Annotated in this window: 23 protein-coding genes and 3 tRNA genes; 15 read left to right on the forward strand and 11 right to left on the reverse strand. The window is 63.6% G+C overall.

Annotated features, from left to right (window positions below):
* The first annotated feature begins 77 nt into the window (after positions 1-77).
* From OQZ28_RS00240 to OQZ28_RS00250, 3 genes are all read left to right on the forward strand, one after another.
* The gene (locus OQZ28_RS00240; protein ID WP_458134802.1) at positions 78-1,232 is read left to right on the forward strand and encodes a GNAT family N-acetyltransferase; all 1,155 of its coding nucleotides are present in this window, start codon (positions 78-80) and stop codon (positions 1,230-1,232) included.
* Positions 1,233-1,451: 219 nt separating this feature from the next.
* Entirely contained in the window at positions 1,452-2,438 is a 987-nt protein-coding gene (locus OQZ28_RS00245; RefSeq protein WP_458134803.1) for a zinc-dependent alcohol dehydrogenase family protein, read from the forward strand.
* 284 nt (positions 2,439-2,722) lie between these two features.
* Positions 2,723-4,498, forward strand: a complete 1,776-nt coding sequence (locus tag OQZ28_RS00250; protein WP_458134804.1) for a DEAD/DEAH box helicase — start codon at positions 2,723-2,725, stop codon at positions 4,496-4,498.
* Positions 4,499-4,821: 323 nt separating this feature from the next.
* Here OQZ28_RS00250 and OQZ28_RS00255 read toward each other — a convergent pair whose 3' ends face one another.
* On the reverse strand, positions 4,822-5,286 hold the full coding sequence (locus OQZ28_RS00255; protein ID WP_458134805.1) for a hypothetical protein: 465 nt from the start codon (positions 5,284-5,286) through the stop codon (positions 4,822-4,824).
* A 333-nt stretch (positions 5,287-5,619) separates the two neighbouring features.
* Between OQZ28_RS00255 and OQZ28_RS00260 the strand changes: the two genes are divergently transcribed.
* The 5 genes from OQZ28_RS00260 to OQZ28_RS00280 all read left to right on the forward strand — a co-directional run bounded on the left by OQZ28_RS00260 (position 5,620) and on the right by OQZ28_RS00280 (position 10,025).
* Positions 5,620-5,838 (forward strand): hypothetical protein, encoded by a 219-nt coding sequence (locus tag OQZ28_RS00260; protein ID WP_130732418.1) that lies wholly within the window; start codon positions 5,620-5,622, stop codon positions 5,836-5,838.
* Complete coding sequence (locus OQZ28_RS00265; protein ID WP_130732419.1) at positions 5,835-6,506, forward strand: S24 family peptidase; 672 nt, start codon at positions 5,835-5,837, stop codon at positions 6,504-6,506. The genes OQZ28_RS00260 and OQZ28_RS00265 overlap by 4 nt, the downstream gene beginning before the upstream one ends.
* An 88-nt stretch (positions 6,507-6,594) precedes the next feature.
* Positions 6,595-8,400, forward strand: a complete 1,806-nt coding sequence (gene lepA, locus OQZ28_RS00270; protein WP_130732420.1) for a translation elongation factor 4 — start codon at positions 6,595-6,597, stop codon at positions 8,398-8,400.
* A gap of 145 nt (positions 8,401-8,545) precedes the next feature.
* Positions 8,546-8,636: transfer RNA gene (locus OQZ28_RS00275), tRNA-Ser, on the forward strand.
* 564 nt (positions 8,637-9,200) lie between these two features.
* Positions 9,201-10,025: an SDR family NAD(P)-dependent oxidoreductase gene (locus OQZ28_RS00280; protein WP_458134806.1), complete on the forward strand. Its 825-nt coding sequence runs from the start codon at positions 9,201-9,203 to the stop codon at positions 10,023-10,025.
* Positions 10,026-10,043: 18 nt separating this feature from the next.
* On the opposite strand, the gene OQZ28_RS00285 is transcribed toward OQZ28_RS00280, so the two are convergent.
* On the reverse strand, positions 10,044-11,411 hold the full coding sequence (locus tag OQZ28_RS00285; RefSeq protein ID WP_458134807.1) for an 8-oxoguanine deaminase: 1,368 nt from the start codon (positions 11,409-11,411) through the stop codon (positions 10,044-10,046).
* A gap of 137 nt (positions 11,412-11,548) precedes the next feature.
* On the opposite strand from OQZ28_RS00285, the gene OQZ28_RS00290 reads away from it, so the two are divergent.
* Positions 11,549-12,112 (forward strand): DsbA family protein, encoded by a 564-nt coding sequence (locus OQZ28_RS00290; protein WP_458134808.1) that lies wholly within the window; start codon positions 11,549-11,551, stop codon positions 12,110-12,112.
* A gap of 248 nt (positions 12,113-12,360) precedes the next feature.
* Here OQZ28_RS00290 and OQZ28_RS00295 read toward each other — a convergent pair.
* Positions 12,361-12,435 (reverse strand) — tRNA-Thr (locus tag OQZ28_RS00295).
* A 239-nt stretch (positions 12,436-12,674) separates the two neighbouring features.
* Positions 12,675-14,795: an AsmA family protein gene (locus tag OQZ28_RS00300; protein ID WP_458134809.1), complete on the reverse strand. Its 2,121-nt coding sequence runs from the start codon at positions 14,793-14,795 to the stop codon at positions 12,675-12,677.
* A gap of 218 nt (positions 14,796-15,013) precedes the next feature.
* Between OQZ28_RS00300 and ilvD the strand changes: the two genes are divergently transcribed.
* Entirely contained in the window at positions 15,014-16,876 is a 1,863-nt protein-coding gene (gene ilvD / locus OQZ28_RS00305; protein WP_130732425.1) for a dihydroxy-acid dehydratase, read from the forward strand.
* A 100-nt stretch (positions 16,877-16,976) separates the two neighbouring features.
* On the opposite strand, the gene OQZ28_RS00310 is transcribed toward ilvD, so the two are convergent.
* Complete coding sequence (locus OQZ28_RS00310) at positions 16,977-17,189, reverse strand: hypothetical protein (RefSeq protein ID WP_061272419.1); 213 nt, start codon at positions 17,187-17,189, stop codon at positions 16,977-16,979.
* A gap of 494 nt (positions 17,190-17,683) precedes the next feature.
* On the opposite strand from OQZ28_RS00310, the gene OQZ28_RS00315 reads away from it, so the two are divergent.
* Positions 17,684-18,340: a hypothetical protein gene (locus tag OQZ28_RS00315; RefSeq protein ID WP_458134810.1), complete on the forward strand. Its 657-nt coding sequence runs from the start codon at positions 17,684-17,686 to the stop codon at positions 18,338-18,340.
* A 68-nt stretch (positions 18,341-18,408) separates the two neighbouring features.
* Here OQZ28_RS00315 and OQZ28_RS00320 read toward each other — a convergent pair whose 3' ends face one another.
* Positions 18,409-18,591: a hypothetical protein gene (locus OQZ28_RS00320; protein WP_130732426.1), complete on the reverse strand. Its 183-nt coding sequence runs from the start codon at positions 18,589-18,591 to the stop codon at positions 18,409-18,411.
* Positions 18,592-18,687: 96 nt separating this feature from the next.
* Here OQZ28_RS00320 and OQZ28_RS00325 point away from each other — a divergent pair, with 96 nt between their 5' ends.
* A complete protein-coding gene (locus tag OQZ28_RS00325) occupies positions 18,688-19,506 on the forward strand; it encodes a DNA/RNA non-specific endonuclease (protein ID WP_458135014.1) in 819 nt (272 codons plus the stop codon).
* Between the two features lie 45 nt (positions 19,507-19,551).
* Here OQZ28_RS00325 and OQZ28_RS00330 read toward each other — a convergent pair whose 3' ends face one another.
* Entirely contained in the window at positions 19,552-19,674 is a 123-nt protein-coding gene (locus tag OQZ28_RS00330; RefSeq protein ID WP_458135026.1) for a hypothetical protein, read from the reverse strand.
* Here OQZ28_RS00330 and OQZ28_RS00335 point away from each other — a divergent pair.
* Complete coding sequence (locus tag OQZ28_RS00335) at positions 19,667-19,936, forward strand: hypothetical protein (RefSeq protein WP_458134811.1); 270 nt, start codon at positions 19,667-19,669, stop codon at positions 19,934-19,936. The two genes, OQZ28_RS00330 and OQZ28_RS00335, sit on opposite strands and share 8 nt — an antisense overlap.
* Positions 19,937-20,030: 94 nt before the next feature.
* Here the strand turns inward: OQZ28_RS00335 and rpsI are convergent, their stop codons facing one another.
* Complete coding sequence (gene rpsI / locus OQZ28_RS00340; RefSeq protein WP_010510194.1) at positions 20,031-20,534, reverse strand: 30S ribosomal protein S9; 504 nt, start codon at positions 20,532-20,534, stop codon at positions 20,031-20,033.
* A 5-nt stretch (positions 20,535-20,539) separates the two neighbouring features.
* Positions 20,540-21,022, reverse strand: a complete 483-nt coding sequence (gene rplM / locus OQZ28_RS00345) for a 50S ribosomal protein L13 (protein WP_458134812.1) — start codon at positions 21,020-21,022, stop codon at positions 20,540-20,542.
* A 231-nt stretch (positions 21,023-21,253) separates the two neighbouring features.
* On the opposite strand from rplM, the gene OQZ28_RS00350 reads away from it, so the two are divergent.
* The gene (locus OQZ28_RS00350; protein WP_130732429.1) at positions 21,254-22,600 is read left to right on the forward strand and encodes a hypothetical protein; all 1,347 of its coding nucleotides are present in this window, start codon (positions 21,254-21,256) and stop codon (positions 22,598-22,600) included.
* Positions 22,600-23,466 carry an NAD(P)H-binding protein gene (locus tag OQZ28_RS00355; RefSeq protein WP_458134813.1) on the forward strand — a complete coding sequence of 289 codons (867 nt, stop codon included), beginning with the start codon at positions 22,600-22,602 and terminating at the stop codon, positions 23,464-23,466. The genes OQZ28_RS00350 and OQZ28_RS00355 overlap by 1 nt, the downstream gene beginning before the upstream one ends.
* A gap of 46 nt (positions 23,467-23,512) precedes the next feature.
* Here OQZ28_RS00355 and OQZ28_RS00360 read toward each other — a convergent pair.
* Together OQZ28_RS00360 and OQZ28_RS00365 are read right to left on the reverse strand one after the other, a co-directional pair.
* Positions 23,513-23,588 (reverse strand) — tRNA-His (locus OQZ28_RS00360).
* Between the two features lie 61 nt (positions 23,589-23,649).
* Positions 23,650-24,837 (reverse strand): aminotransferase, encoded by a 1,188-nt coding sequence (locus OQZ28_RS00365; protein WP_458134814.1) that lies wholly within the window; start codon positions 24,835-24,837, stop codon positions 23,650-23,652.
* Positions 24,838-24,987: the final 150 nt, after the last annotated feature.

Raw genomic sequence — 24,987 nt, forward strand, 5'->3', positions numbered from 1 at the left:
TGTAACCACCACGCATAACAAAGGGAGCCTGTCATGACCGCACCGCCCCGCACAGCCTGCACCACGGCGCAGGCATCATGACCGGCACCACCATGACCCTGCACCGCCGGATTGCCGAGATCCCGGCGGCGCAGTGGGATGGCTGCGCGGGCGATGAAAACCCGTTTGTCAGCCACGCCTTCCTCTCGGCACTCGAAGACAGCGGCTCCACCGGCCCGCAGACCGGCTGGATGCCCCAGCACCTTGCCCTGCGCGACGACGAAGGCAGCCTGCTTGCAGTCGCCCCGCTTTACGCCAAGGGCCATTCCTTTGGCGAATACGTGTTCGACCACGCCTGGGCCCGCGCCTTCGAGCAGGCGGGCGGGCAGTATTATCCCAAACTGCAGGTCGCCGTGCCTTTCTCGCCCGTGCCGGGGCCGCGCCTGCTCGTTCACCCCACCGCTCCCGATGCCGACAGCCTGCGCCTGCTGGCAGCCCGCGCACTGCGGCAGGCCTGTGGCGAGATGGGGCTTTCCTCCGTGCATGTCACCTTCTGCACGACGCATGAATATGAACTGCTGGGGGAAGGCGGCTGGCTGCAGCGCCTTGGCGTGCAGTACCACTGGGATAACCAGGACTATGCCAGCTTTGACGATTTTCTGGGCATGCTGGCCTCACGCAAGCGCAAGGCCATCCGGCGCGAGCGGCGCGATGCCAATGCCTGCGGGCTGACATTCCACACCTATCGCGGCGCGGAGATTACCGAAGCGCTGTGGCAGGATTTTTATCACTTCTACCTCTCTACCGTGGACCGAAAATGGGGCAGCGCCTATCTGCAGCCCGCCTTCTTCCCGCTCCTGTCCGAGCGGCTGGGCGACAGGGTGGTGCTGATGATCGCCAGGCAGGACGGCGTGCCGGTGGCCGGCGCGCTCAACCTGATGGGGCGCGATACGCTGTACGGCCGCAACTGGGGGCGGCGCGAGGGGGACTGGCCGTTCCTGCACTTCGAGCTGTGCTATTACCGCGCCATCGACTTCGCCATCGCCCACGGGCTGAAACGGGTGGAAGCGGGCGCGCAGGGCGAGCACAAGCTGCAACGTGGCTACCGCCCGTGCCTGACCCATTCCGCCCACTGGATCAGCCTCCCCGGCCTGCGCGAGGCCGTGGCCGAATTCCTTCAACATGAACGCGCGGCCATACGGGCCGAACTGCCCGCCCTTGAGGCCATGACCCCTTACCGCGCAGAAGAATAAATCTGGAATTCATTCAAAAGTTTTTGGTGAAGATTTTTTCCAAAAAGCTTCAGGGAACGCCGCCTTTAAAAAAAAAGGGGCACCCAAAAACTTCTGTTTTTTTGAAGCCGAACAGCGCGATGATGCAGGTCATGCCTCAGGGGCTACAGCCATGCTAGCCTGCACGTCATGGCACCAGCGGCCAGCAGGCCGCCCCTGTACAGACAAAGGAGCGCCACCATGTACGCAATGCGACTGCTCGCCCCCCACAGCCCCCTGCAATGGACCGAACTGCCCGACCCGCAGCCGGGGCCGGGGCAGATCCGCGTGACCGTGGGGGCCTGTGGCGTGTGCCGCACCGACCTGCACGTGGTCGATGCCGACCTGCCCTTTCCCGGCCATGCCCTCACGCCGGGGCACGAGATCGTGGGCCGGATCGACGCCATCGGCCCGAATGTGGAGGGGCTGCACATGGGCCAGCGCGTGGGCATTCCGTGGCTCGGCCATACCTGCGGCTGCTGCCACTACTGCCAGACCGACCACGAGAACCTGTGCGACCACCCGCTTTTTACCGGCTACACGCGTGATGGCGGCTATGCCACCAAGGCGGTGGCGGATGCGCATTTCACCTTCCCCCTGCCTGAGGGCGATGACGACGTGGCCACCGCCCCGCTGCTCTGCGCGGGGCTGATCGGCTGGCGCTCGCTGGTCATGGCGGGCAAGGAGGCCCGCAGCATCGGGCTGTATGGCTTTGGGGCGGCAGCCCACATCATTGCGCAGGTGGCGGCCTGGCAGGGCCGCAAGGTCTATGCCTTTACCCGCCCCGGTGACACAAAGACGCAGGAATTCGCCCGCTCGCTCGGCTGCGTATGGGCCGGTGGCTCGGATGAGGCCCCGCCCGAACAGCTTGACGCCACCATCATCTTCGCCCCCGTGGGCGCACTCGTGCCCGCCGCACTCAAGGCCGTGCATAAGGCAGGCCGCGTGGTGTGCGCGGGCATCCACATGAGCGAGATCCCGGCCTTTTCCTATGACCTGCTGTGGGAGGAACGCCAGATCGTATCCGTGGCCAACCTGACAAGGCAGGACGGGATCGACTTCCTTGAACTCGTGCCGCGCGTGGGCATCCGCACCACCACCACGCCGTATGCGCTCAAGGACGCCAACAAGGCCCTTGATGACCTGCGCCACGGCCGCTTTGAAGGCGCTGCGGTGCTGGTGCCCTGAAAAACTGATCAAGTTTCTGGTGAAGCGGTTTACAAAAAGCCCCAAAAAGAACGCCGCCTTATGCACATAAGGCGGCATCCGGAAACTTTTTCCCCTCCCCCTGCCCCGCACTGATGGTGCCTGGGCGCGCGTGCAAAAATGCCCCGGCCATTATTAATTCTGGCTTTTGGGGCAATCATTCTTTATGCACCGGCCTTCTCCCCTGACGCATGAACACGGCCGGCGGCCAGTTTCCTTCCTGCGTCGCCCATGTTCTTCATGTTTTTGTCCGGATTGCCCGATACATGCCGTTTCCCGAAACCCACCCCGCCCTGCAACGCGCGCTGGACGAGCGTGGGTACGATAACCCGACTCCCGTCCAGAAAGCGGTCCTGGATGTCGCAGCCGAGGGGCGCGACCTCCTTGTCTCCGCCCAGACCGGCTCGGGCAAGACCGTTGCCTTTGGCATCGCCATGGCCGACACCCTGCTTGGTGGCGCGGAGCATTTTGGCCCAGCAGGCCCGCCGCTGGCCGTCATCATCGCGCCGACGCGCGAACTGGCCATGCAGGTCACGCGTGAACTGACCTGGCTGTATGCCCCCGCAGGCGGGCGCATCGTGTCGTGCATTGGCGGCATGGATGCGCGGCGCGAGGCCCGTGCGCTCCAGATGGGCGCGCATATCGTGGTCGGCACGCCGGGGCGGCTGTGCGACCATCAGTCCCGTGGCCGTCTGGACATGTCGGACCTGCGCGTGGTCGTGCTGGATGAAGCCGACGAGATGCTTGACCTCGGCTTCCGCGATGAACTCGAGCAACTGCTCGACGCCATGCCCAAGACCCGCCGCACGCTGCTGTTCTCGGCCACCATCGCCAAGGAAATCGCATCCCTCGCGCGCCGTTACCAGAACGACGCCGTGCGCATCGATACGCTTTCGGGCGCCAAGCAGCATGCCGATATCGAATACCGCGCCATCGTGGCCGATGCACGCGAACTGATCCCCGCCGTTGTCAACGTGCTGCGCTATACCGACAGCCAGACCACCATGGTGTTCTGTGCAACCCGCGAGATGGTGCGCCACATGCAGGCGGCCCTGGTCGAGCGTGGCTTCTCCTCGGTCGCCCTCTCGGGCGAGCTGGGGCAGAACGAGCGCACCCGTGCCATCGACAGCCTGCGCAAGGGCCAGGCCAATGTGTGCGTGGCGACCGACGTGGCCGCCCGTGGCATCGACATCCCGGCCCTGGCGCTGGTGGTGCATGCCACCCTGCCGACTGATTCGGCCACGCTGCTGCACCGTTCGGGCCGCACGGGCCGCGCGGGCCGCAAGGGCGTGTGCGTGCTGATGGTGCCCATGTCGCAGCGCCGCCGCGCCGAGCGCCTGATGCAGGGCGCCAAGATCACGGCCACATGGTCCGGCGTGCCGACGGCCGCCGAAATCCGCGCGAATGACACCAAGCGCCTGCTGGCCGATCCCGTGCTGAACCAGGACGTGGCGGAAGCCGATGCCGAACTGGTGGGCCAGCTTGTGGAAGGCCGCACGAGCGAACAGCTCGCCGCAGCCCTGCTGCAGATGTACCGCGCCCGCCTGCCCGCAGCAGAGAACGTGCGCCACATCACGCCCGATGCCCCGCGCCCCGTGCGTGAGCGCCCCGAGCGCGATGGCCCCCGCCCCCCGCGCGAGAGCTATGGCAGCGGCGAGCCGGGTGCCTGGTTTGCCATGAATGTGGGCCGCCAGGAAAAGGCTGACCCGAAATGGCTGATCCCGCTGATCTGCCGCCTTGGTGGCGTGCGCAAGGCGGATATCGGCGCCATCCGCATCAATGACAGCCAGACGCTGTTCGAGATCACGCCGGAATCGACCGAGAAGTTCCGCTCGTGCATCGCCGCGATCGAGAATGACGAAGTGCAGATCTCGCCCGCTGCGGCCCCTGCCGGTGGCGCGGGCCCGGCCCGCCGCGGCCCGCCGCGTGGTGGCCGCCCCTTCGCCCGCAAGCCCGGTGGTGGCGGTGGCCGCCCCGGTGGCGGGTTTGGCAGCGGACCGCGCGGTGCTGCTTCATCGCGCAAGCGGCCGCCGCGTTCGTAAGCGCCAGACATCTCCCTGTGTTTCCTTCATGCCCGGCATCGTCCGGGCATGTTGTGTTTCAGGGCCTTGAACGGCACCGCTTTCCATGCCGCGTGAGCGTCGTGCAACACGGCGGGTATCGGGCCAAGGGCAAGCAGCGGCTGGCGATGCGCTTTTTCCAAAGAAATTCACAAAGACAGCCTGTTTGAAAAAACCTTAATAGTCAGGGCATTTGTGCTGATGCGTCTGCTGGAGGGTACAAAAAAAATGCCACCTTCCCAAAAAAGGTGGCATTCCGAGACTTTGGTATTTTTTATCTAAAAAACCTGTTCTTAAACAGTTCTTTACTGGTTGTTCTGGCTATTGCCGCCGAACAGGCTGCTCACGTCGGAGCCGGTCTGGCTTTTCAGGTTATCCCAGCGCTGGCGTTCCTCGCTGCCTGCGTCACGCAGCTTGTCGAGGCGATTTTTGGGCGCGTTGCGAATCGCATCAAGCCGGTCACGGCCGTTCTGGATCTTCTGGTCCACACGGTCGCGGTCATCGGACAGATTCTGCTTTTCATTGTCCCACCGGCCTACCGTATTCTGGCGCAGCGCATCCTTGCGGTCCTGATAGCCCTGCTCCACGTTCTGCTGCTTGTCCTTCCACGCCTGCTCACGGTCCTGCAGCCGGGTGTTGGCGCAGTCACCAGCCTGCGCCACGCGGCCAAGCACATCCCATTTGGAAGTGGTCTGGCTGCTGTCGCAATCAGCGGCCCGCGCCGTTACACAAACGCCCGCGCCTGCCGCGACGACTGCCAGAACAAGCATATATTCACGAAACTTCATAAACGGAGCCTTGTACAAAATGGTTTCTACCTGAAACTTTACAGAAACATATGTCAGATTCCGGTCAGAAACATGACAATGCACTGTCATCATTCCTGAATATAGTAATCAGAAGCTGAAAGCGTAGCGCATGCAGCACATGCCACCTGCCCTGCAAACGCAGGTGAACCCACTCCCCATGGTGGACAGCCCGCGATAATGGCACTATGTGACACATAAACACATACTATTACGAACTATACCCCTGAATCCGGCTGCATCCCGCCGCCCGCGTTGCGGCAACGCTGCCGCCTGCCCGCAATGGTCCCTGCCGCAATGTGGAATGAACCATACCTTGAAACCTGCTGCCGCTCCGCCCTGCACCGGCTGAAGCTGAGTGGTGAAAACGGACGCCCGGCCGGCCTGCGCGATGACCCCTGCCTGCGCAGGCTCACGGGCATGGGACTGGCCCATGTGCACGGCGGAACCCGCTTCACCATGACCGAGCAGGGGCAGGCCCGCCACCGGACCGAAATACTGAAACTGGCCCCATGATCACCCATGCCGACATCTGGCGCGCAATCGACCGCCTGGCCTCCGAGCGCGGACTGACCCCTTCAGGCCTTGCGCGGGCGGCTGGGCTGGACAGCACCACCTTCAACCCCTCCAAGCGGATCACCCCCTCGGGCCGCCCGCGCTGGCCGGGCACCGAAAGCCTTGCCCGCACGCTCAGCGCCACGGGCATATCCTTCGAGGGGTTCAGCCGCCTGCTCGCGGGCCACGGCGACCCCGAGGCGGCCGGCAAGGTGCATCATTCCCACCTCAAGATCGCCCCGTTCTCGCAACTCGCCCATCCCGAGCTCTTTGATGAAACCGGCCTGCCCGAGGGCGAACGGTGGGAGCAGTGGGATTTTCATGGCATGGCCGACCACCACTCTTATGCCGTGCATGTTGATTGCGATTCAATGGAGCCGATCTTCCGCCGCAATGGCACGCTGATCATCTCGCCCACGGCGGCCATACGCGTGGGCGACCGCGTGCTGCTCCATACCGCGCAGGGCATGGCCTGCTGCGGGCATGTGGTCGAGCGCTGGCATGACGCCCCCATAACTGCCCCGCTGCATGAGCTTGTGCGCATCCGTGGCCTCGGCGCCATTGATGGCCAGGAAATCATTCTCGATGGCACCACGCGCATCCATCGCATCACGATGGCGTGCATGTAGGCAGCCGCGCGGTCCCGCCCCGATATTTTCCTGCCCGGCATGACAGGTAGCGGCTGACTTTCATGCAAATTTACACTATGTCTCGCCCATGACCGACACGCCCCTCTCCCTGATCCGCAATTTCTCGATCATCGCGCATATCGACCATGGCAAATCGACCCTGGCCGACCGCCTGATCCAGGCCTGCGGCGCGCTGACCCAGCGGGAAATGACCAATCAGGTTCTGGACAACATGGATCTGGAACGTGAACGCGGCATCACCATCAAGGCGCAGACCGTCCGCCTGACCTACCCGGCGGAAGATGGCAAGACCTACGTGCTCAACCTCATGGACACGCCGGGCCATGTCGACTTCGCCTATGAAGTCAGCCGCTCGCTGGCCGCGTGCGAAGGCTCGCTGCTTGTCGTCGATGCATCGCAGGGGGTGGAGGCGCAGACGCTGGCCAATGTGTATCAGGCCATCGACGCCAACCACGAGATCGTGCCGGTGCTCAACAAGGTCGACCTGCCCGCCGCCGACTGCCCGCGCGTCAAGGAGCAGATCGAGGAAGTTGTAGGCATTGACGCCGAGGACGCCGTCGAGGTCTCGGCCAAGACCGGGCTCAACATCGAGGCCGTGCTTGAAGCCCTCGTCAAGCGCCTGCCGCCGCCCACGGGTGATGCCGAAGCCCCGCTCAAGGCCCTGCTGGTCGATAGCTGGTACGACCCGTACCTGGGCGTGATCACGCTGGTGCGCGTGAAGGAAGGCCGGCTCAAGCGCGGCATGCGCATCCGCATGATGTCGTCCGGCGTGGTGCACCTTGTGGACCAGGTGGGCGTGTTCGCCCCGCGCATGACCAACGTGGCCGAGCTTGGCCCGGGCGAGATCGGCTACATCAACGCCGCCATCAAGACCGTGGCCGACACCAATGTGGGCGACACCATTACCGATGACCGCCGCCCCGCCGAGACCCCGCTGGCAGGCTTCAAGCCCTCCATCCCGGTGGTGTGGTGCGGCATGTACCCCATCGTGGCCGATGATTTTGAAAAGCTGCGCGACAGCCTGGCCAAGCTGCGGCTCAATGATGCCTCCTTCCACTACGAGGCCGAGACGTCCGCCGCCCTGGGCTTCGGCTTCCGCTGCGGGTTCCTTGGGCTGCTGCATCTCGAGATCATCCAGGAGCGGCTGAGCCGCGAATTCGACCTTGACCTGATCGCGACCGCGCCTTCGGTGGTCTACAAGATGCAGTTGACCAATGGCGAGACGGCGGAACTGCACAACCCCGCCGACATGCCCGACCTGTCGCTGATCGAGAAGATCGAGGAGCCGTGGATCAAGGCCACCATCATGGTGCCCGATGAATATCTGGGGGCCGTGCTGACCCTGTGCAGCGAACGCCGCGGCGTGCAGGAAGACCTGACCTACGTGGGCAACCGTGCCATGGCGGTTTACCGCCTGCCGCTCAACGAGGTGGTGTTCGACTTCTATGACCGGCTGAAATCCGTTACCCGCGGCTATGCCAGCTTCGACTACCAGATGGATGGCTACGAGGAGAGCGACCTCGTGCGCATTTCCATCCTCGTCAACCAGGAGCCGGTGGATGCACTGTCCTTCATCGCCCACCGCTCCGCCGCCGAGACGCGCGGACGCTCCATCTGCGCCAAGCTCAAGGAACTGATCCCGCGCCAGCTGTTCAAGATTGCGGTGCAGGCCGCCATTGGCAGCCGCATCATTGCGCGCGAGACCATTGGCGCCATGTCGAAGGACGTGACCGCCAAATGCTATGGCGGTGACATCTCGCGCAAGCGCAAGCTTTTGGAAAAGCAGAAGGAAGGCAAGAAGCGCATGCGGCAGTTCGGCAAGGTCGAGATCCCGCAGAGCGCCTTCCTCGCAGCACTCAAGATGGACCAGTAACCCCTGCCCCGACCGCCTGCCGGGCCGAATTGCGGCAGGCGGTCAGGGCATGCCGTTTTTCGCTTGCGCGGACGGAATTTGGTGATATGTTCCGCACCCATCGGATACCGCCACCCCACGGACGTGGCCAGACTTCGATACGGCTGGAGAGATGGCCGAGCGGCTTAAGGCGCACGCTTGGAAAGCGTGTGTACGTTAATAGCGTACCGTGGGTTCGAATCCCACTCTCTCCGCCATATTGTGATTCCCCCTGATTAAATCAGTCAGCTTTCTACGCGCGACATGATCTCGTGTCGCAGGCGCTGACATGCGAATTCCTGTTCCTGTATTATCGGGGCGGTTTCCAGCATTGCGCCACCAACCGGCAGGCCCGTGCCCTCTGACCACGCGGATCAGAAAGCGTGATGTGACAATTAATTTTATCATTCTGAAGTAACAGACATTACAAACGGTCAAATACTGAGAATTTTTATATTCAATATAAATAATAGATAATAATATATCAGTATTATTAAAATACTATATTCTCCTGCCCATGCTTCTCTCCTTTCCCTTACTGACCGGAAAAGGGCTTTGCAGGCGCGCATGCGTTGTCGTTGCGTCAATCCGCATGGTCACATCGTAACAAAGAGTGACTGTCGCTTATCGACGGATTATTTTATTCCAGATAGCATGCCCCTTTGCAGGTCACGGGAATGCCATGATTCCGTCATGGCACGACAAAACAGCTTGCGGAATATCCGGTCTGGCGCGTATCAGGCGCGACTACAGGCATTGCGCTCAGGGAAGTACGAAGATCATTGGAAAAGAGTGCGTTAAACGAAAAACCCGGTTCAGGTGAAGGCCGGGTTGCCGTTGTTACGGGGGCAACGGGCGGTATCGGGCAGGCTCTCGTCCGTCGCATGCGCGCGCGGGGATACACCATCATCATCCTGTCACGCCAGGCACGGGCCGCAAGCCCCGGCGTCAACACCGTCATGTGTGACCTGACCGATAGCAAGAGCATAAAGCAGGCCACAGCCGACATTGCCACCCATACGCCAAGGGTGGATGTGCTGGTACACTGCGCGGGCGTGATTACACCGCAGGCCGTGGGCAAACTCGACAGCGCCACGATTGCCAGCCAGATTGCCGTTGACCTGACCGCGCCGATCGAACTGACCAATGCCCTGCTGCCCCTCATGGGCCGTGGGGGGCATATTGTTTTCGTCAATTCCATGGCAGCCGCTTTTCCGCTTGCGGGCAGCAGCGTCTATACAGCGGCCAAATTCGGCCTGCGCGGGTTTGCGCGCGCGCTCGAGCAGGAGCTGCGGCCCCGGCGCATACAGGTTTCCTCCATCTATCCCGCCAGCGTCAATACCTCCATGCTCAGCCAGGAAATGGCGGCGGGCGGCTCGATATACAACTTCATCGACCCCCCGCAGGAACCTGATGTCACGGCAGGGCGCATCCTTGAATGCTGCGAGCGCAGCAGCCGCGAGATCTTCAGTTCCGTGTTCGACAAGCTGTTCACCCATGCCTGCCTCACCTCCATGCGGCTGCTCAACCTGAGCCTGCCCATCATGAAACTGCTCGGGCGCAGGGGCTACCGCCGCTACCAGCGCGGCCTCACCCCCCGGCCCTGAGCCACGGCAGGGCCGGGTTCAGGCCTTTTGCAGCAGTTCGCGCGCCAGTTCATTATGCCGGCGGGTCAGGCGTGCGGGGTCATGTTCGGTAAACTGCCCGCCCCGGACCAGCACGCGCCCGTTGACAATGGTGCAGGCCACCCGGCGGGGCGTGCAGAACACAAGGGCCGCCACCGGGTCGGCCTGCGCGCCGGCATGGTCGATACCGCGCAGGTCAAACGCCACGATATCCGCCGCCATGCCCGGCGCGAGATGGCCAATATCGTCACGTCCCAGCACGGCCGCCCCACCGCGCGTGGCCAGTTCCAGCACTTCGCGCGCCTGCATCATGGGCTGGCCATCGGGTGTATCCAGCAGGCGTCCAAGCAGCATGGCCTGCCGGGCCTCGCCCAGCATGTGGCTGCCATCGTTCGAGGCCGAGCCATCCACCCCCAGCCCGACCCGCATGCCCGCCGCCGCCATGCGCCGCACGGGAGCAATGCCCGAGCCAAGGCGCATGTTGGAGCACGGGCAATGCGCCATGCCGGTATGGGTAGCGCCAAAACGGTGAATGCCCGCATCATCAAGCCGCACGCAGTGCGCATGCCATACATCGGGGCCGATCCAGCCGGTATCCTCGGCATATTCGGCGGGCGTCATGTTGAATTTTTCGCGGCTATAGGCGATGTCGCTGGCGTTTTCGGCCAGATGGGTGTGCAGCATGGTGCCGGTGGCGCGCGCCAGGGCGGCGGCATTGCGCATGAGGTCGCGGCTGACCGAAAACGGCGAGCAAGGCGCCACCGCAATGCGCTGCATGGCCAGCGGTTCGGGGTCATGATAGGCCGCGATCACGCGCTGGGTGTCGGCCAGGATGGCATCCTCATCCTCCACCACGCTGTCTGGCGGCAGGCCGCCCTTGCTTTCGCCCACGCTCATGGCACCCCGGGCGGCGTGAAAGCGCATGCCCATCTGCCGTGCCGCCTCGATCTCGTCATCCAGCCGCGCGCCATTGGGGAACAGATACAGGTGATCGCTGCTTGTGGTGCAGCCTGACCACAGCAGCTCGGTCATGGCCGTGCAGGCGGAAACGCGGATCATCTCGGGTGTCAGCCCCGCCCAGATGGGGTAGAGCGCCTGCAGCCACCCGAACAGCGAGGCATCCTGTGCTGCGGGAATGACGCGGGTCAGCGTCTGGTACATGTGGTGATGGGTGTTGACCATGCCGGGCATGACCACGTGGCCGGTCATGTCCATGACCTCATCGGCGGCGGGCAGCGGGTCGGCGGGCGTGCCGATGGCGGCTACCTGCCTGTCACGCACCAGCACCCAGCCACCTTCGATCTCGCGCCGCGCGGCATCCATCGTCACGAGACGCAATGCATTCTTGAGCAAAAGGGTACGCGCCATGGGCCACCACCATACAGAAACGGGAAAACGCATGCTTATGCCGCATTTTGCGTGCCATGCCCATGGAACCACGCGAACGGGTATGGTTTCTAGAATTCTGAAACCGGCCTGCCCCCAACCCTGAAGGAGTTCCCAACATGGCAGCACCCGCCGATACCCTGCATGTCGACCCGCTCGTATGGGGCCATGGCCCAAAAATATTCGAGGCGTTTTTAGAGCCGACCTGCCCGTTTTCCGTCCGGGCCTTCAGCAAGCTGCCCGAATTGCTGGATGCTGCGGGACCGGAGCGCATCACCATCAAGATCCGCCTCCAGTCGCAGCCGTGGCATATGTTCTCGGGCGTGATCGTGCGCTGCATCCTTGCTGCCGCAACCCTGCCCGACGGGCGGGACGCCGCCCGTGCCGTCATGGCGGCCGTGGGCGCGCACCGTGAGGAATTCGAGTTCACCGACCATTGCGCCGGACCGAACATGGATGCGACCCCCAACGACATCATCCGCCGGATCGAAAGTTATAGCGGGCTGAAACTCGCCGCGGCCTTTGCCGTGCCCGCCCTGCAGAAAGCCATCAAGTGGCAGTGCAGATATTCCCGCCAGAACGGCATTCACGTCTCGCCCACCTTCATGGTCGATGGCCTGATCGACCCCGCCATCAGCAGCGGCGATACGGTGGAGCAATGGATGGCGCGTATTTTTGCCTGACCGGCCATAAAGGGCAAAAGACCCGGCACGCTGCCTTCATTTTTAAAAAAGGCAGCGTTTCTTCAAAGTTTTAGAAAAACGCTTCACCCACACATGCCGGACCGATGTGACGGGTTTGACAGGCCAGGCGAATCGGACAGCAACAGAACACCAAGGAAACATGTTTCCCTGATTTGTTGTTGAATTGTTGTTGCTATCAGCCCCAAAAATCGCCGTGGCGGTTTATCCGCGATTTTCGGAGGCAATCATGGTGCCGGGTGAGGGATTTGAACCCCCGGCCTTCGGTTTACAAAACCGCTGCACTACCACTGTGCTAACCCGGCATTATAGCATTCCTGCCATGCTGTTCCCCCTTTTTGCCGAAATGGCCTGCACGGTCAAGCAGGGATTCGCAGGGCTGGCGACTGTACGAAAAGCCCAAACAGAAAACGGCACGCAGACAGAAGAAAGTTTTTGGTGAAGCTTTTTTCAAAAAGCTTCAAGCAACGCCGCCTTTTTGAAAAAAAGGCGGCACCCAAAAACTTTTATCATTTAATATCAATTATTTAATTAGGCATAATCCTCAATGCGCTGCCATTTTCCTGGCCCAGGCGGCATGAATGCGCGCGCGTTCGGCCGCACTCAGCCCGCCACTGCCAACCGCCGGGGCCGGTGCAGGCGAAGCACTTGCCCGCGCATGGCGCCCGTGGCGCACCGGGCGCGTGGCATGCGGCGCAATGCCTGCCGCCGGGTTCTCGTTCACATCCCGTATCGCGCTGGCGCAGGACGAGTTCTTGCCCACGCCGCCTTCAATGGTGGGCAGCAGGCCGATGGGCGAGAACACGAAGCCCGTCAGCACCGAGGCCACGGCACGGCCGATAATCTCGGCGCCGGGGCGGATATTGGGGCTTTTGAGCGGCCCGGTGATGTAGAGCGGGCCGGGAAAGGACGCAACGGCGAAATGCCGCGAATGCGTGAGTAGCGTATAGTCGATGGTATTGTTGCTGAACTTGATGTCGCCCTTGCCCACGGTGCGCGTATCACCCGTCTCGAGCAGCATGGTGCGGGTGTGGAAGACGCCCTCATTGAGCGGCATGTCGGCTATGAGGCATTTGAGGTCGGTGCGCGCGGGCAGGCCAAGGGCGGAAAGCAGCGCCTTGCCCAGTTCCAGCCCCAGCAGGTCGGGCAGGATGGCCGAAATGTCACCGCCCTCATCCAGCGCCACGGTAATACCACCATTGCCACTGCCCACGATCTGGGCCAGCGACTGGCCATGGCCATGCACCATGATGTGCCCGCCAATAATGCCCTGGCCGTGCAGGTTGCGGCCCATGGCCTGCATGAGGCGGGCAAGGTCGATCTGCTCCATGTCGATGCGGATGCGCGCATCCACGCCGTTGCCCTGCGGCACGAAGGTGCCGCTACTGGCCAGCCGCCCGCGGCCCACGCCAAAATTCAGGTGATGCACGTCAATCGTACCATCGCGGATATCGGCCAGCACGTCGATATTGTCGAGCGGAACGTGCCGGTTCTCGATATGGTCGCCATGATAGGCGAGATGGACATTGGTGGCCCTGAGCCTGGGCATGTTGATCGGCGTTGTGGGCAGCACGGCGCCACTGGCCTCATGCGCCTTTGCCTCTGCCGCCTGCTGCGCGGTGGAAGGATGATCGCCCGGCGTCGCGCCAAAGAAACCACCCAGATCGGCAAGATCCACATGGCGGGAGTGCAGGTCGGTATCGACAAAGGTCACGGCCTGGTGCGGGTCCACGCTGAGCGTGCCGCCCAGGTCGCTGGAGCCGACCGTGCCCTCGAATTCATGAAAGCGCACCCGGCCATCGACATAATCAAGCCCGCCCGCCACATGGTAGGCGGGGGTTTGCGGAATCACCACGCCGGTCAGCGGGTAAAGCAGCGACATGTCCGGCCCCGCCAGCGTCAGCCGCAGCCGCGCGCCCCGAAACGAGAGCGGATCATCCACCGAGCCCACCAGCGTCAGCCGCGTGGGGCCGTGGCGCACGTCCACGTCAACCGGGTAGGGCTTTGTGCGGTCCGCCAGCGAGACCAGCGCCCCACCCGAGAAATGGCCGATAATCGCCTGCCCGGTATAGGTGCCGCGTATGTCGGCCACGATGCGGGGCTGCACGTCGCCCTTGCCGGGCGTGGTGTGCACTTGCGCCCGCATGTCGCTGCGCAGGCCCGCATGCACGAGGTGGAGCTGGCCGTCATTGATGTTGAGTTCGCCAATCTGCGGCATGCCACCCGATGAACTGCCGCCACTATCAGGAAACTGGTAGTTGGCCCGGCCGCCGCGCTGCGCGTTGAGTTCAACCACCGGCCTGTCGAGTGCGATGACCGGCAGGTCGATCCGCCCCCCCAGCAGGTGCCACAGGTCGAGGCCCACCATCAGGTGATCGGCGGTGGCGAAAGGCGGCAGCTTTTCAAACCCGTCCGGCTCGTCAATGCGCACGCCATCGGCCCTGACGCGGATCACGCGCCCGACATGCACATGCAGGTGGGCCACCGTCACCCTGCGGCCAAGGGCGGCGCCCGCCCTGCGCTCCACGATGGGAATGAACCAGTCCCATGACCAGAAGATGACCAGCGCCATGATCGCGACAGCCAGCACCCCCAGAACCGGAAAACGTATCTGTGCCAGCACGCTGCGCCGTGCCGTGATGTTCCTGGGTTCTGGTTGCGGCATTGCTGCTTGTGCTCCTTGTGCAGATGGGGGTCAGCCATCAGATGAACGACTGGCTGCGGGGTGGAGTTGCGCCCACACCCCCCGCAGCCTTGCACGCCACCGGTTAACGGCTGGTTCAGGGCCGTGCGCTTTGGGGTGGCGCGGGGGGCGTGCGTCCTGTATGCGATCAGGCAACTTTATCCCCTTCTGTAACCAGATTGACGCGAGAGGTCACTGTCATGCCCGCCTATCGTTCCCGCACTACGACCCATGGCCGCAACATGGCCGGTGCGCGCAGCCTGTGGCGTGCAACCGGCATGAAGGATGGCGACTTCGGCAAGCCCATCATCGCCATCGCCAATTCGTTCACGCAGTTCGTGCCCGGTCATGTCCACCTCAAGGATATGGGCCAGCTCGTGGCGGGCGCCGTGGCCGAGGCCGGTGGCATCGGCCGCGAGTTCAACACCATCGCGGTCGATGACGGCATCGCCATGGGCCATGGCGGCATGCTGTACAGCCTGCCCTCGCGCGAGCTGATTGCCGATGCGGTGGAATACATGGTCAACGCCCACTGCGCCGATGCGCTGGTGTGCATCAGCAACTGCGACAAGATCACGCCGGGCATGCTCATGGCGGCGATGCGGCTCAACATCCCCACCATCTTCGTCTCTGGCGGGCCGATGGAAGCGGGCAAGATCCTCAATAACGGCACCGAGCAGCAGGTCGACCTCATCACCTCGATGGTGGCGGCGGCCAACCCGGATGTGAGCGATGAGCAGTCGGCCACGATCGAACGCTCCGCCTGCCCCACCTGCGGCTCGTGCTCGGGCATGTTCACCGCCAATTCCATGAACTGCCTGACCGAGGCGCTCGGCCTGGCCCTGCCGGGCAATGGCAGCCTTGTCGCCACCCACACCGACCGGCGCGACCTGTTCGAGCGCGCGGGCCGCGACATCGTGGCGCTGGCGAAGCGGTGGTACGAAAACGATGATGCCACCGCCCTGCCGCGCGGCATCGCCACCAAGCCCGCGTTTGAAAACGCCATGACGGTCGATATCGCCATGGGTGGCTCGACCAACACCGTGCTGCACCTGCTGGCTGCAGCGCACGAGGGCGAAGTGCCCTTCACCATGGCCGATATCGACCGCCTCTCGCGCCGCGTGCCCAACCTGTGCAAAGTCTCGCCCTCGCGCATGGACATCCATATGGAGGATGTGCACCGCGCGGGTGGCATTCCCGCCATCATGGGCGAACTGGCCCGCATGGGGCTGCTCAACCTGGACGCACCAAGCGTGCATGCCCCCGATGTCGGCACGGCGCTGGCCCGGTGGGATATCAGCACCGAAACGGCGGATGAGGCAGCCCGCACCTTCTTCAGCGCCGCCCCCGGTGGCGTGCGCACCACGCAGGCGTTCTCGCAGTCCAGCCGCTACAGGGCGCTTGATACCGACCGGGCAAATGGCGCGATCCGTGATGCGGAGCATGCCTACAGCCGCGATGGCGGGCTGGCCGTGCTGTTTGGCAACCTGGCCGAGGATGGCGCCATCGTCAAAACCGCTGGCGTGGCTGACAACCTGCTCACCTTCACCGGGCCGGCCCGCATCTTTGAAAGCCAGGATGCCGCCGTCTCGGCCATCCTCGGCAACGAGATCGTGGCGGGCGACGTGGTGGTGATCCGCTATGAAGGCCCCAAGGGCGGCCCCGGCATGCAGGAAATGCTGTACCCCACCAGCTACCTCAAATCGAAGGGCCTGGCCGAGAAATGCGCCCTGATTACCGATGGCCGCTTCTCGGGTGGCAGTTCGGGGCTTTCGATCGGCCATATCTCGCCCGAGGCGGCGGAAGGCGGCATCATCGGCCTGCTGGAGGAAGGGGACACGATCGAGATCGACATCCCCAACCGCATCCTGCGCACCACCGTAAGCGATGCCACACTGGCCGCCCGGCGCGACGCGATGGAAGAGCGCGGCGACCGCGCCTGGCAGCCTGACCGCACCCGCACGGTCTCGGTCGCATTGCAGGCCTATAGCGCGCTGACCACCAGTGCTGCCCGTGGCGCCGTGCGCGACGTCAGCCAGCTTGGCCGCCGCACCAGCCGCTAAAACGGTTCGGGGTGCCCCCGCCTGCAGGCGGGCGGCACCCCGTTTTCAAAGCTTTTCGGAAAAAAGCTTCACCGAAAACTTTTGTTTTTCAAGAGATGCCTTACGCGCCCGGCAGGCAGGCCCTGCCGCGCCCCATGCGGCGGAACGTGGCCGTAACATGGTGCCGTAGCGCCGCAAGGTCGGGCAGAATGGCGTTATGCAGCGAGCGCACGCTTTCATGCGTGGCATAAAAGCGCAGCGACGTGGCCAGCCCGGTGATGATGGCCGCCCCCACGAACACGCCATCGACTTCTATAATCTTTGAATCAAACATGACTTCCTGCCCTGAACGGCCCTTTGCGCCAGCGCCGTGCGGTTCCCCCCAGGGGGGAAGAAAACCCGCATGCCGGCCATGGCCTGTTTCTTGCTATTGTCGTAACGCGCCAACGCGGCCCGGAGCGAAGGGTTGCCCGGCGAATTGGCTCTTAAAAACATTTTTTTACAGACACTTGCGTCCGATTTCGGAGCGCCGCGCCGTATCGTGTTGCCGCATGCTGTAGCATTTGCCGACAAGGATAGAAAGAGCATTATTGTGGCATTTCAAGGGCCGGTTTTATGGCATGATAAATCGATACTGGAACAATACATGGAAGATATAATATATTTTTAATAAATGCGGAAAGATGGGTTTCAATTACATAGATTTGATATGCAACCCTGCCATGAGGCATACCCCGCCTGCCGGGCAGGGCTGGCAAGAAGCCGCACTTCATGACAGGAAAGAGGCCAGAACTGTTTTCCTGACCCTGAATACGGACCGCTCCCGCCTTGCACCGCCCTGCATGCCTCCCCCACCCGCAACGCCTGCGCCGCCTGATCGGGGCTGCCGGGGCCTGTCTTGCCATGGCCCTGCCGCCTGCTCCGGGCCATGCGGCACCGGCCTATCCCGCCCCGATCATGGGGCCGCAGACCACGGCCCATGCCTGGGGCATTGAAACCCGCTTTGCCCAGAGCACGCCCTGCCGGGTGGAGATGAGCATCAACCAGACGACCTTCCTGGCGCACATGCCCGAAATGATCCAGGCAGGGCTGTTCAACACGCAGGTAACACCCGCGCTGCAAAAACAGATCCCCCATTACCTCATGAACACATTGCAGATCGATGTGACGCCGGGCTTCGTGCATGCGCTCTTTACCCAGCGCGGCGCGCCCGCAAGCTGCCATTTCGACTGGTTTTACACCGCCCCCGATGGCACCCGCCACCCGATGGTGGGCTTTGACATGACCCGCGCGGCCGATGCGCGGATTGACTGGGCGCATCTGCGCTTTGGCGACATGGCGGCGGCCACGCGCAACCCGGTCATCGACCCCCGGTTCGATGCGCTGGTCAATCAGGAGACGGTGGACGTGACCATTGCGCTCGGTCGCGCCACGCCAGAGACCGACCTGCCGCCCCCCTCAAACGCGGGCAAGGGCGCGCGGTAACCGGCTGCCCCCGGTTTGAAGGTGCTGTCTTTTTTTAAAAGGCATTTGTTTTCAAATCTTTGCATGCACTAGGCGGGGTGCTTTACGTACTGGAGCACGAGGTCAATCAGGGCTGCTACCAGCAGCAACACCGTCACCACGCGCAGCACCAGCCGCAACCGGCGTTCACGCGGGGTGGGGGCGAGTTCGCGCCGGTTCATGATAAAGGGCTGCGACTGGCGCGGATTGCCTTGATCGGGTCGTTCAGCCATTGCCCTGTTCCACCAGATGTTTCATGGATAAGCCGCCGTTTTACCAGAACAGATGGATAACACCAGAGCGTGCCCCTCCCCTTTCTCCGCCCGCGCATGGCCTGGTCCGCGCTGTTTTTTGCCACGGCCCTTGTCGCCACCCTGCCCGCACGCGCCGAAGGCTGCGCGGAACTCGGCGCAGGCCAGCAACTGCCCGTGGTGGATAACCCGAAACTGGCGCGTGGGACGCAACTCCTGTGCAGCACCCGCTTCGCCGTGCTGTATTCCGCCCTGGCGCGTGAGCCACTCTGGGCGGCCGAGCACCTCGACACCGCCATGGTCCGCGCCGCCATGCAGCCCCCGCGCGAAGGCGAATTCCACCCCGACACGCGCATTGCCCCCGGCGCGCGCGCACAGCTTGAGGATTACGTGCGCTCCGGCTTCGATCGCGGGCACATGGCCCCCTCGGGCGACATGCCCGACCGGCAGAGCCAGCAGGAAACCTTCGCGCTCTCCAACATCGTGCCCCAGCGCGCGGTGCTGAACCGGGGCCGCTGGGCCGAGATCGAATCCGCCGTGCGGGGCCTCGCCCTGCGCACGGGCAATCTTTACGTGGTCACCGGCCCGGCTTTCCACGCAAGCAGCCTGTCGGCCATCGGGCCAGACCGGGTGCTGGTGCCCACCTCTACATGGAAGGCGGTCTATGACCCCCGCAGGCAGCTATCGGGCGTGTATGTCTGCCACAATGTGGCGCGCAGCCCCGGTTGCAGCCATGTCAGCGTGGCGGAACTGACCCGTATTACCGGCGTCGATCCCTTCCCCGGGCTGCCAGCCAGCGTCAAGCAGAGCTGCATGGCGCTGCCGCTTGGCCATGCGCGCGCGGCCACGAAGCACGCGCGGCGGCATACCCGGCGGCATGTATATTATCGCTGGTAAAATAACGTTGATAAAAAAATAAAAGTTTTTGGGTGCCGCCTTTTTTCAAAAAGGCGGCGTTCCTTGAAGCTTTTTGAAAAAAGCTTCACCAAAAACTCCTGCTTGTTCGTGGGCTGATTTTGCACCTGCCTGCAAGGAGGACCATTCTGGAGAAGGAGACATGACCATGACCACCCACTCCCCCGCCCTTGTGCCCTTTGCCGATAACAGCGCCAGCCGCACCATTGGCGGCATGACAGTGGAAAACGGCACCGACAGCATCGCGTTCTATGGCCAGACGGATTTCAGCCGCGACAAGGCCGGGCTGGCCCGCGCACAGGCGTTGCTGGCGTTCATGCAACAGGTGGTCACGACGCTTGAGGCCCAGAAAGACCTGCCCGATGCCCTGCCACCGCGCAAACCCGCCAAGGTGGACAATCCCTTCGTGTAAAACCTCCCAAACGCACAACGGGGCCGGTCCATTGCTGGACCGACCCCGTTGAAAAACCCGTTCCCCGCAGCACAGGGCTGCGGGGAAAACCGGATCAGCGCTTGCTGAACTGGAAGGAACGGCGGGCCTTGGCGCGGCCGTACTTCTTGCGTTCAACAACACGCGAATCGCGCGTCAGGAAGCCAGCAGCCTTCAGGATGCTGCGCAGCGCAGGCTCGTAGTGGGTCAGCGCACGGCTGATGCCATGACGGACCGCACCGGCCTGGCCGGACAGACCACCACCAACGACCGTGCAGTACACGTCGAACTGGTTGTAGCGGTCAGCCACGAGGAAAGGCTGCGTGATCAGCATGCGCAGCACGGGGCGCGCGAAGTAGGTGCCGACCGGACGGCCATTGACGATGATGTCGCCCTTGCCCGGCTTGATCCACACGCGGGCCACGGCATCCTTACGGCGACCGGTGGCGTAGGCACGGCCCTGCGCATCGCGCTTGGCTTCGTAAACCGGAGCGGCTTCCTGCGAGGACGTCACCTGGCCAGAAGCAACGGCTTCCTTGAGGTCAGCAAGCGTGCCTGTACGTTCTTGGGTTTCAGACATGTGGTTCAGCCCCCGACCTTCTGGGTGTTGACGGCATTCTTGCGGTTGAGCGATGCAACATCGAGAACCTGCGGCTTCTGCCCCTCATGCGGGTGCTCGGCGCCGGCATAGACATACAGGTGCTTCATCTGCGCGCGCTGCAGCGGGCCGCGCGTGATCATGCGCTCGACCGCCTTGCGCACGACATGGCCGGGGTTCTTGCCGGTCAGGCGCTGGGTGATGGTGCGCTCCTTGATCCCGCCGGGGTAGCCGGTGTGATAATGGAACAGCTTCTGGTCAACCTTGTTGCCGGTCAGGCGAACCTTCTCGGCGTTGATGATGACGATATTGTCGCCACAATCAACGTGCGGGGTGAACTGCGACTTGTGCTTGCCGCGCAGGCGCTGGGCAACGATGGCGGCCAGACGGCCCAGAACGAGGCCCTCGGCGTCGATCAGGGTCCAGCCACGCGTCACCTCGGCGGGCTTCAGCGAAAGTGTGGTCTTCATGGATCTAGTGTTCCGTCCAGTAATGTAGCGGTAACAGGTGGCGCGTTATCAGCCGCATCATGTGCAAACGTCAAGCACATAATCCCGCAACGGCGGCATTTTTCCGCTAAAAAATCGTGTGTGGTATCATGATACCGCCACCTTTCGCATCACGACCTTTCCGCGGGCGATTGCCGAGGGGGGGCACAATGCGATAGCAGTCAGTTCAAGGTCATTACGGATATCAGCCTCGTGAAGAAACTCTATCCCGCCATTCCCCTGCTTGTACTGGTGCTGCTGGTTGGCAGCTGGGGGGTGCATCACTTTGCCCAGCACAGGCTTGAAGCCGGCATAGCCGACTTCCGCGCCTCCATCGGGCCGAACGCCACGTTCAGCTACGCCACGGCCCGGCCGCGCACGCTGGCGCGGGGCGCGCATTTCACAGCCGTCACCTACCGCAACCCCGCCATGACGCTGATCGCGGCTGACGTGCGGCTGGGGGGGCTGAGCGGCAACAACGTGCAGGGCGAGAAGATCGGCAGTATCGTGCTGCGCGATGTCAAGATCATGACCCAGAGCAGTACCATCTCGCTTGATGAGGTGGACCTGCGCAACCTGGTGCTGCCCAACACCGCCCGCGCAAGCGCCGATGCCAGCCGCCCGCTCGGCTTCGATTCCCTCGTGCTCGATGATGGCACGTTCACCAACATGCATCTTGCCGTGCCCGCCAGCCAGACCGATGTCACCGTCGCCCGCATGACCGTGGAGCAGTACGGGGTGGGCCGCGCCTCGCATCTCGACCTCGACCGGCTGGCCACCCAGATCAACCTCACGCCCACGCGGCGCATCTCGGTCGATCACCTCAAGATCGACGGACCGGATTTTGCCAGCGAGGTCGCAAGCCTGATCCAGTCGGGCCACCTGATCCATGAAAGCCATCCGCATACGATGGACCTGAAAAAGGTGGAGATCGACAGCACCCACCCCATGCTCCAGATCGACCATGTCGCCACCTCCAGCTTCTCCACCGCGACAGAGGACAAGATGGACACGACGCTGGGCGACCTCACGCTGTGGTCCACCGGCAATGATAACCAGACGATTCTCAATGCGTTCGGCTATGACCATTTCAACGGCAACATCCATATCAACAGCACCAGCGACCGCAGTGCGGGGCGCGTGCATCTCGAGCCGATGACCATCGAGTCGGCCGACATGGGCAACCTGACCGTGGTGGCCGAGCTGGACCAGATTCCCTTTGATGACATGGCCATCATCCCCGAGACCGCGCGCATCGTTTCCGCCGCCATGACGTGGGAGGACCACTCCCTGGCCAGCCATGTGCTGGCGGGCCTGGCGAAAAGCCGCAATACCGACCCCGAGGTCTACCGCCAGAACCTGCTGGCAGCCCTGGCCACGTCCGATGATGCCTCGCTGCGCGCCATGGGCCGGTTCCTGCAATCCCCGCAGGACCACCCGCTGCAGATCGCCCTGCGCCCGATGAAGCCGGTCAACCTGATGATGCTGGGCGTTGCCCTGTCGATGGCGGGTGACCCGTCGGTCGCGGCCCCGCTGGGCCTGACCATTTCCACACCCTGATGCCCTGCTCCGGCCCCGTGCATGTCATCGGGGCCAATGGCCGCTCGGGGCTGGCGCTGTGCCAGACGCTGCGGGCCGGGGGGCAGGATTTCGTGCCCATCGTGCGCGACAGCGCGCGCTGGCAGGCAACCCGCCTGCCCGTTCCCGCCCGGCTGGCCGACCTTGCGCATGATCCCGCCCGCCTGCGCCACGCCCTGCGCGATGCCACCACCATTGTCCTGACCGCCCATGCCCGCCACCTGCCCGCCGTGCTGGCGGTGGCGCCCCCGCAGGCACGACTCGTGGCATTGGGCAGCACGCGCCTCTTTACCCGCTGGCCCGATGCGCATGCGCGCGGCGTGCTGCACGGCGCGCAGGCGCTGGCCCTGTCGGGTCGCAACGGCGTGCTGCTGCACCCCACCATGATCTATGGCGCAACGGGCGAGAACAATGTGCAGCGCCTGGCCGCCCTGATGCGCCGCCTGCCGGTGCTGCCGCTACCCGGCGGCGGGCGCGCGCGGCTCCAGCCCATCTGGCAGGGTGATGTCACCCGCGCGCTGCTCGCCGCCATCGGGCGCGACTGGCATGGACCGCATAGCCTGATTATCGCGGGCGGGGATCAGGTCAGCTACCGGGATTTTACGCGCATGGTGGCTCTGGCCGCCGGGCTGGGGCCCCGCCCGGTGCTGCCGGTGCCGGGTGCCGTGCTGATGGCGCTGGCGCGACTCAGGATGCCGGGGCTGCCCGTCATTACGCCTGCCGAGGTCCGGCGGCTCATGGAAGACAAGATTTTCGACATTACCCCCATGCGCACGCAGCTCGGCCTTACGCCGCTGCCGCTGGCTTTGGGGCTTGCGCGCACGTTCGGACCGGCGGCTTTCTGCTGAAAAGCCGCACAGGACGGAATGTTCTGATTTTAAGGGAAATACGGGTTGGGGCGAACGACGGGGCTCGAACCCGCGACCACCGGTACCACAAACCGGCGCTCTACCAACTGAGCTACGTCCGCCACAACTGGAGCGGTTATTTAGAGAAGGCGGGCAAACCCGTCAATTACCCTTTTTGCATTTTCATGCATTTTCCGCGCAGAGCTGTCCGCGCACGCCCTGCAGGCGCTGCACCGCCTGCGAAATGACGCCCGTTTTCTTGCAGAACGCAAAACGCACGTAGCGATCGGGAATATCCGCCCCCGCCTGATCATAGAAGGCCGAGACGGGAATCGCCGCCACCCCGACCGTGCGCGTCATCTGCTGGCAGAACGCCACATCGCCCCCCGCAAAGCCCAGCGGCGCGATATCGGCGATCAGGAAGTAGCTGCCATCGCACGGCAGCACGTCGAATCCGGCCCGGCCCAGCCCTTCGGCCAGCCAGTCGCGCGCCGAGCACATGCTCTCGGCCAGCCGCTCGAAATAGGCCGTGTCCTTGTCCAGCCCCACCGCCACGGCGCGTTGCAGGTTGGGCGCCACGGTAAAGGTGAGCAGCTGGTGCGCCTTGGCCACGAGGGCGGCCAGCGGCGCGGGCGCGGTGACGTAGCCCACCTTCCATCCGGTCATGGAGAAGCTCTTGCCCGCACTGCCAATGCGGATGCAGCGCCCGCGCATGCCCGGCAGGGCCATCAATGGCACGTGGCGGGCGGGCGCGAAGGTCAGGTGCTCGTACACCTCGTCGCACACGGCATAGGCATCATGCTTCGCCACGAGGCCCGCGATGAATTCCAGCTCATCACGCGTGAACACCTTGCCCGTCGGGTTCATGGGCGTGTTGAGCAAGATGGCCTTGGTGCGCGGGGTAAAGGCGGCGGCAAGTTCCGCGCGCGGCAGGTCCCAGCGCGGCGGGGCGAGGCGCACGGTGCGCACCACGGCGCCAAGCAGGCGCAGCACCGGCAGGTAGGTGTCGTATAGCGGTTCGAACACCACCACCTCGTCGCCCCGGTTGACCAGCGCCATGAGCGAGGCGGTGATGGCCTCGGTCGCACCACAGGTCACCACCACCTCACGCGCGGGCTCGACGGCAATGCCATAAAAACGTGCATTCGACCGCGCCACCGCGCCCTGCAGCTCGGGCAGGCCGGCGAGCGGGGGGTACTGGTTGCGCCCGTCGCGCAGGGCGCTGGCGGCGGCCTCGACAAGGTCGGCCGGGCCTTCGGTATCTGGAAAGCCCTGGCCGAGATTGATGGCGTCATGCTCCACGGCCAGGGCCGACATGACGGAAAAAATGGTGGTCGGCAGCCCTGAAAGCATCGCGTTGGCGGGTTTCATCGTCTTATCCTGTCCGTGTGCGCATGGGTGCGGGCAATGCGCATTTTTGCCCATATCACCCGATTGCCTGAAAACGAAAGCCGTGCAACCCTGCCACAGCAACACGGGCGGCATGCACTACAGATGCCATGAGACGGAAGACAGACCAAC

This window comes from Komagataeibacter sp. NFXK3, assembly GCF_054182245.1.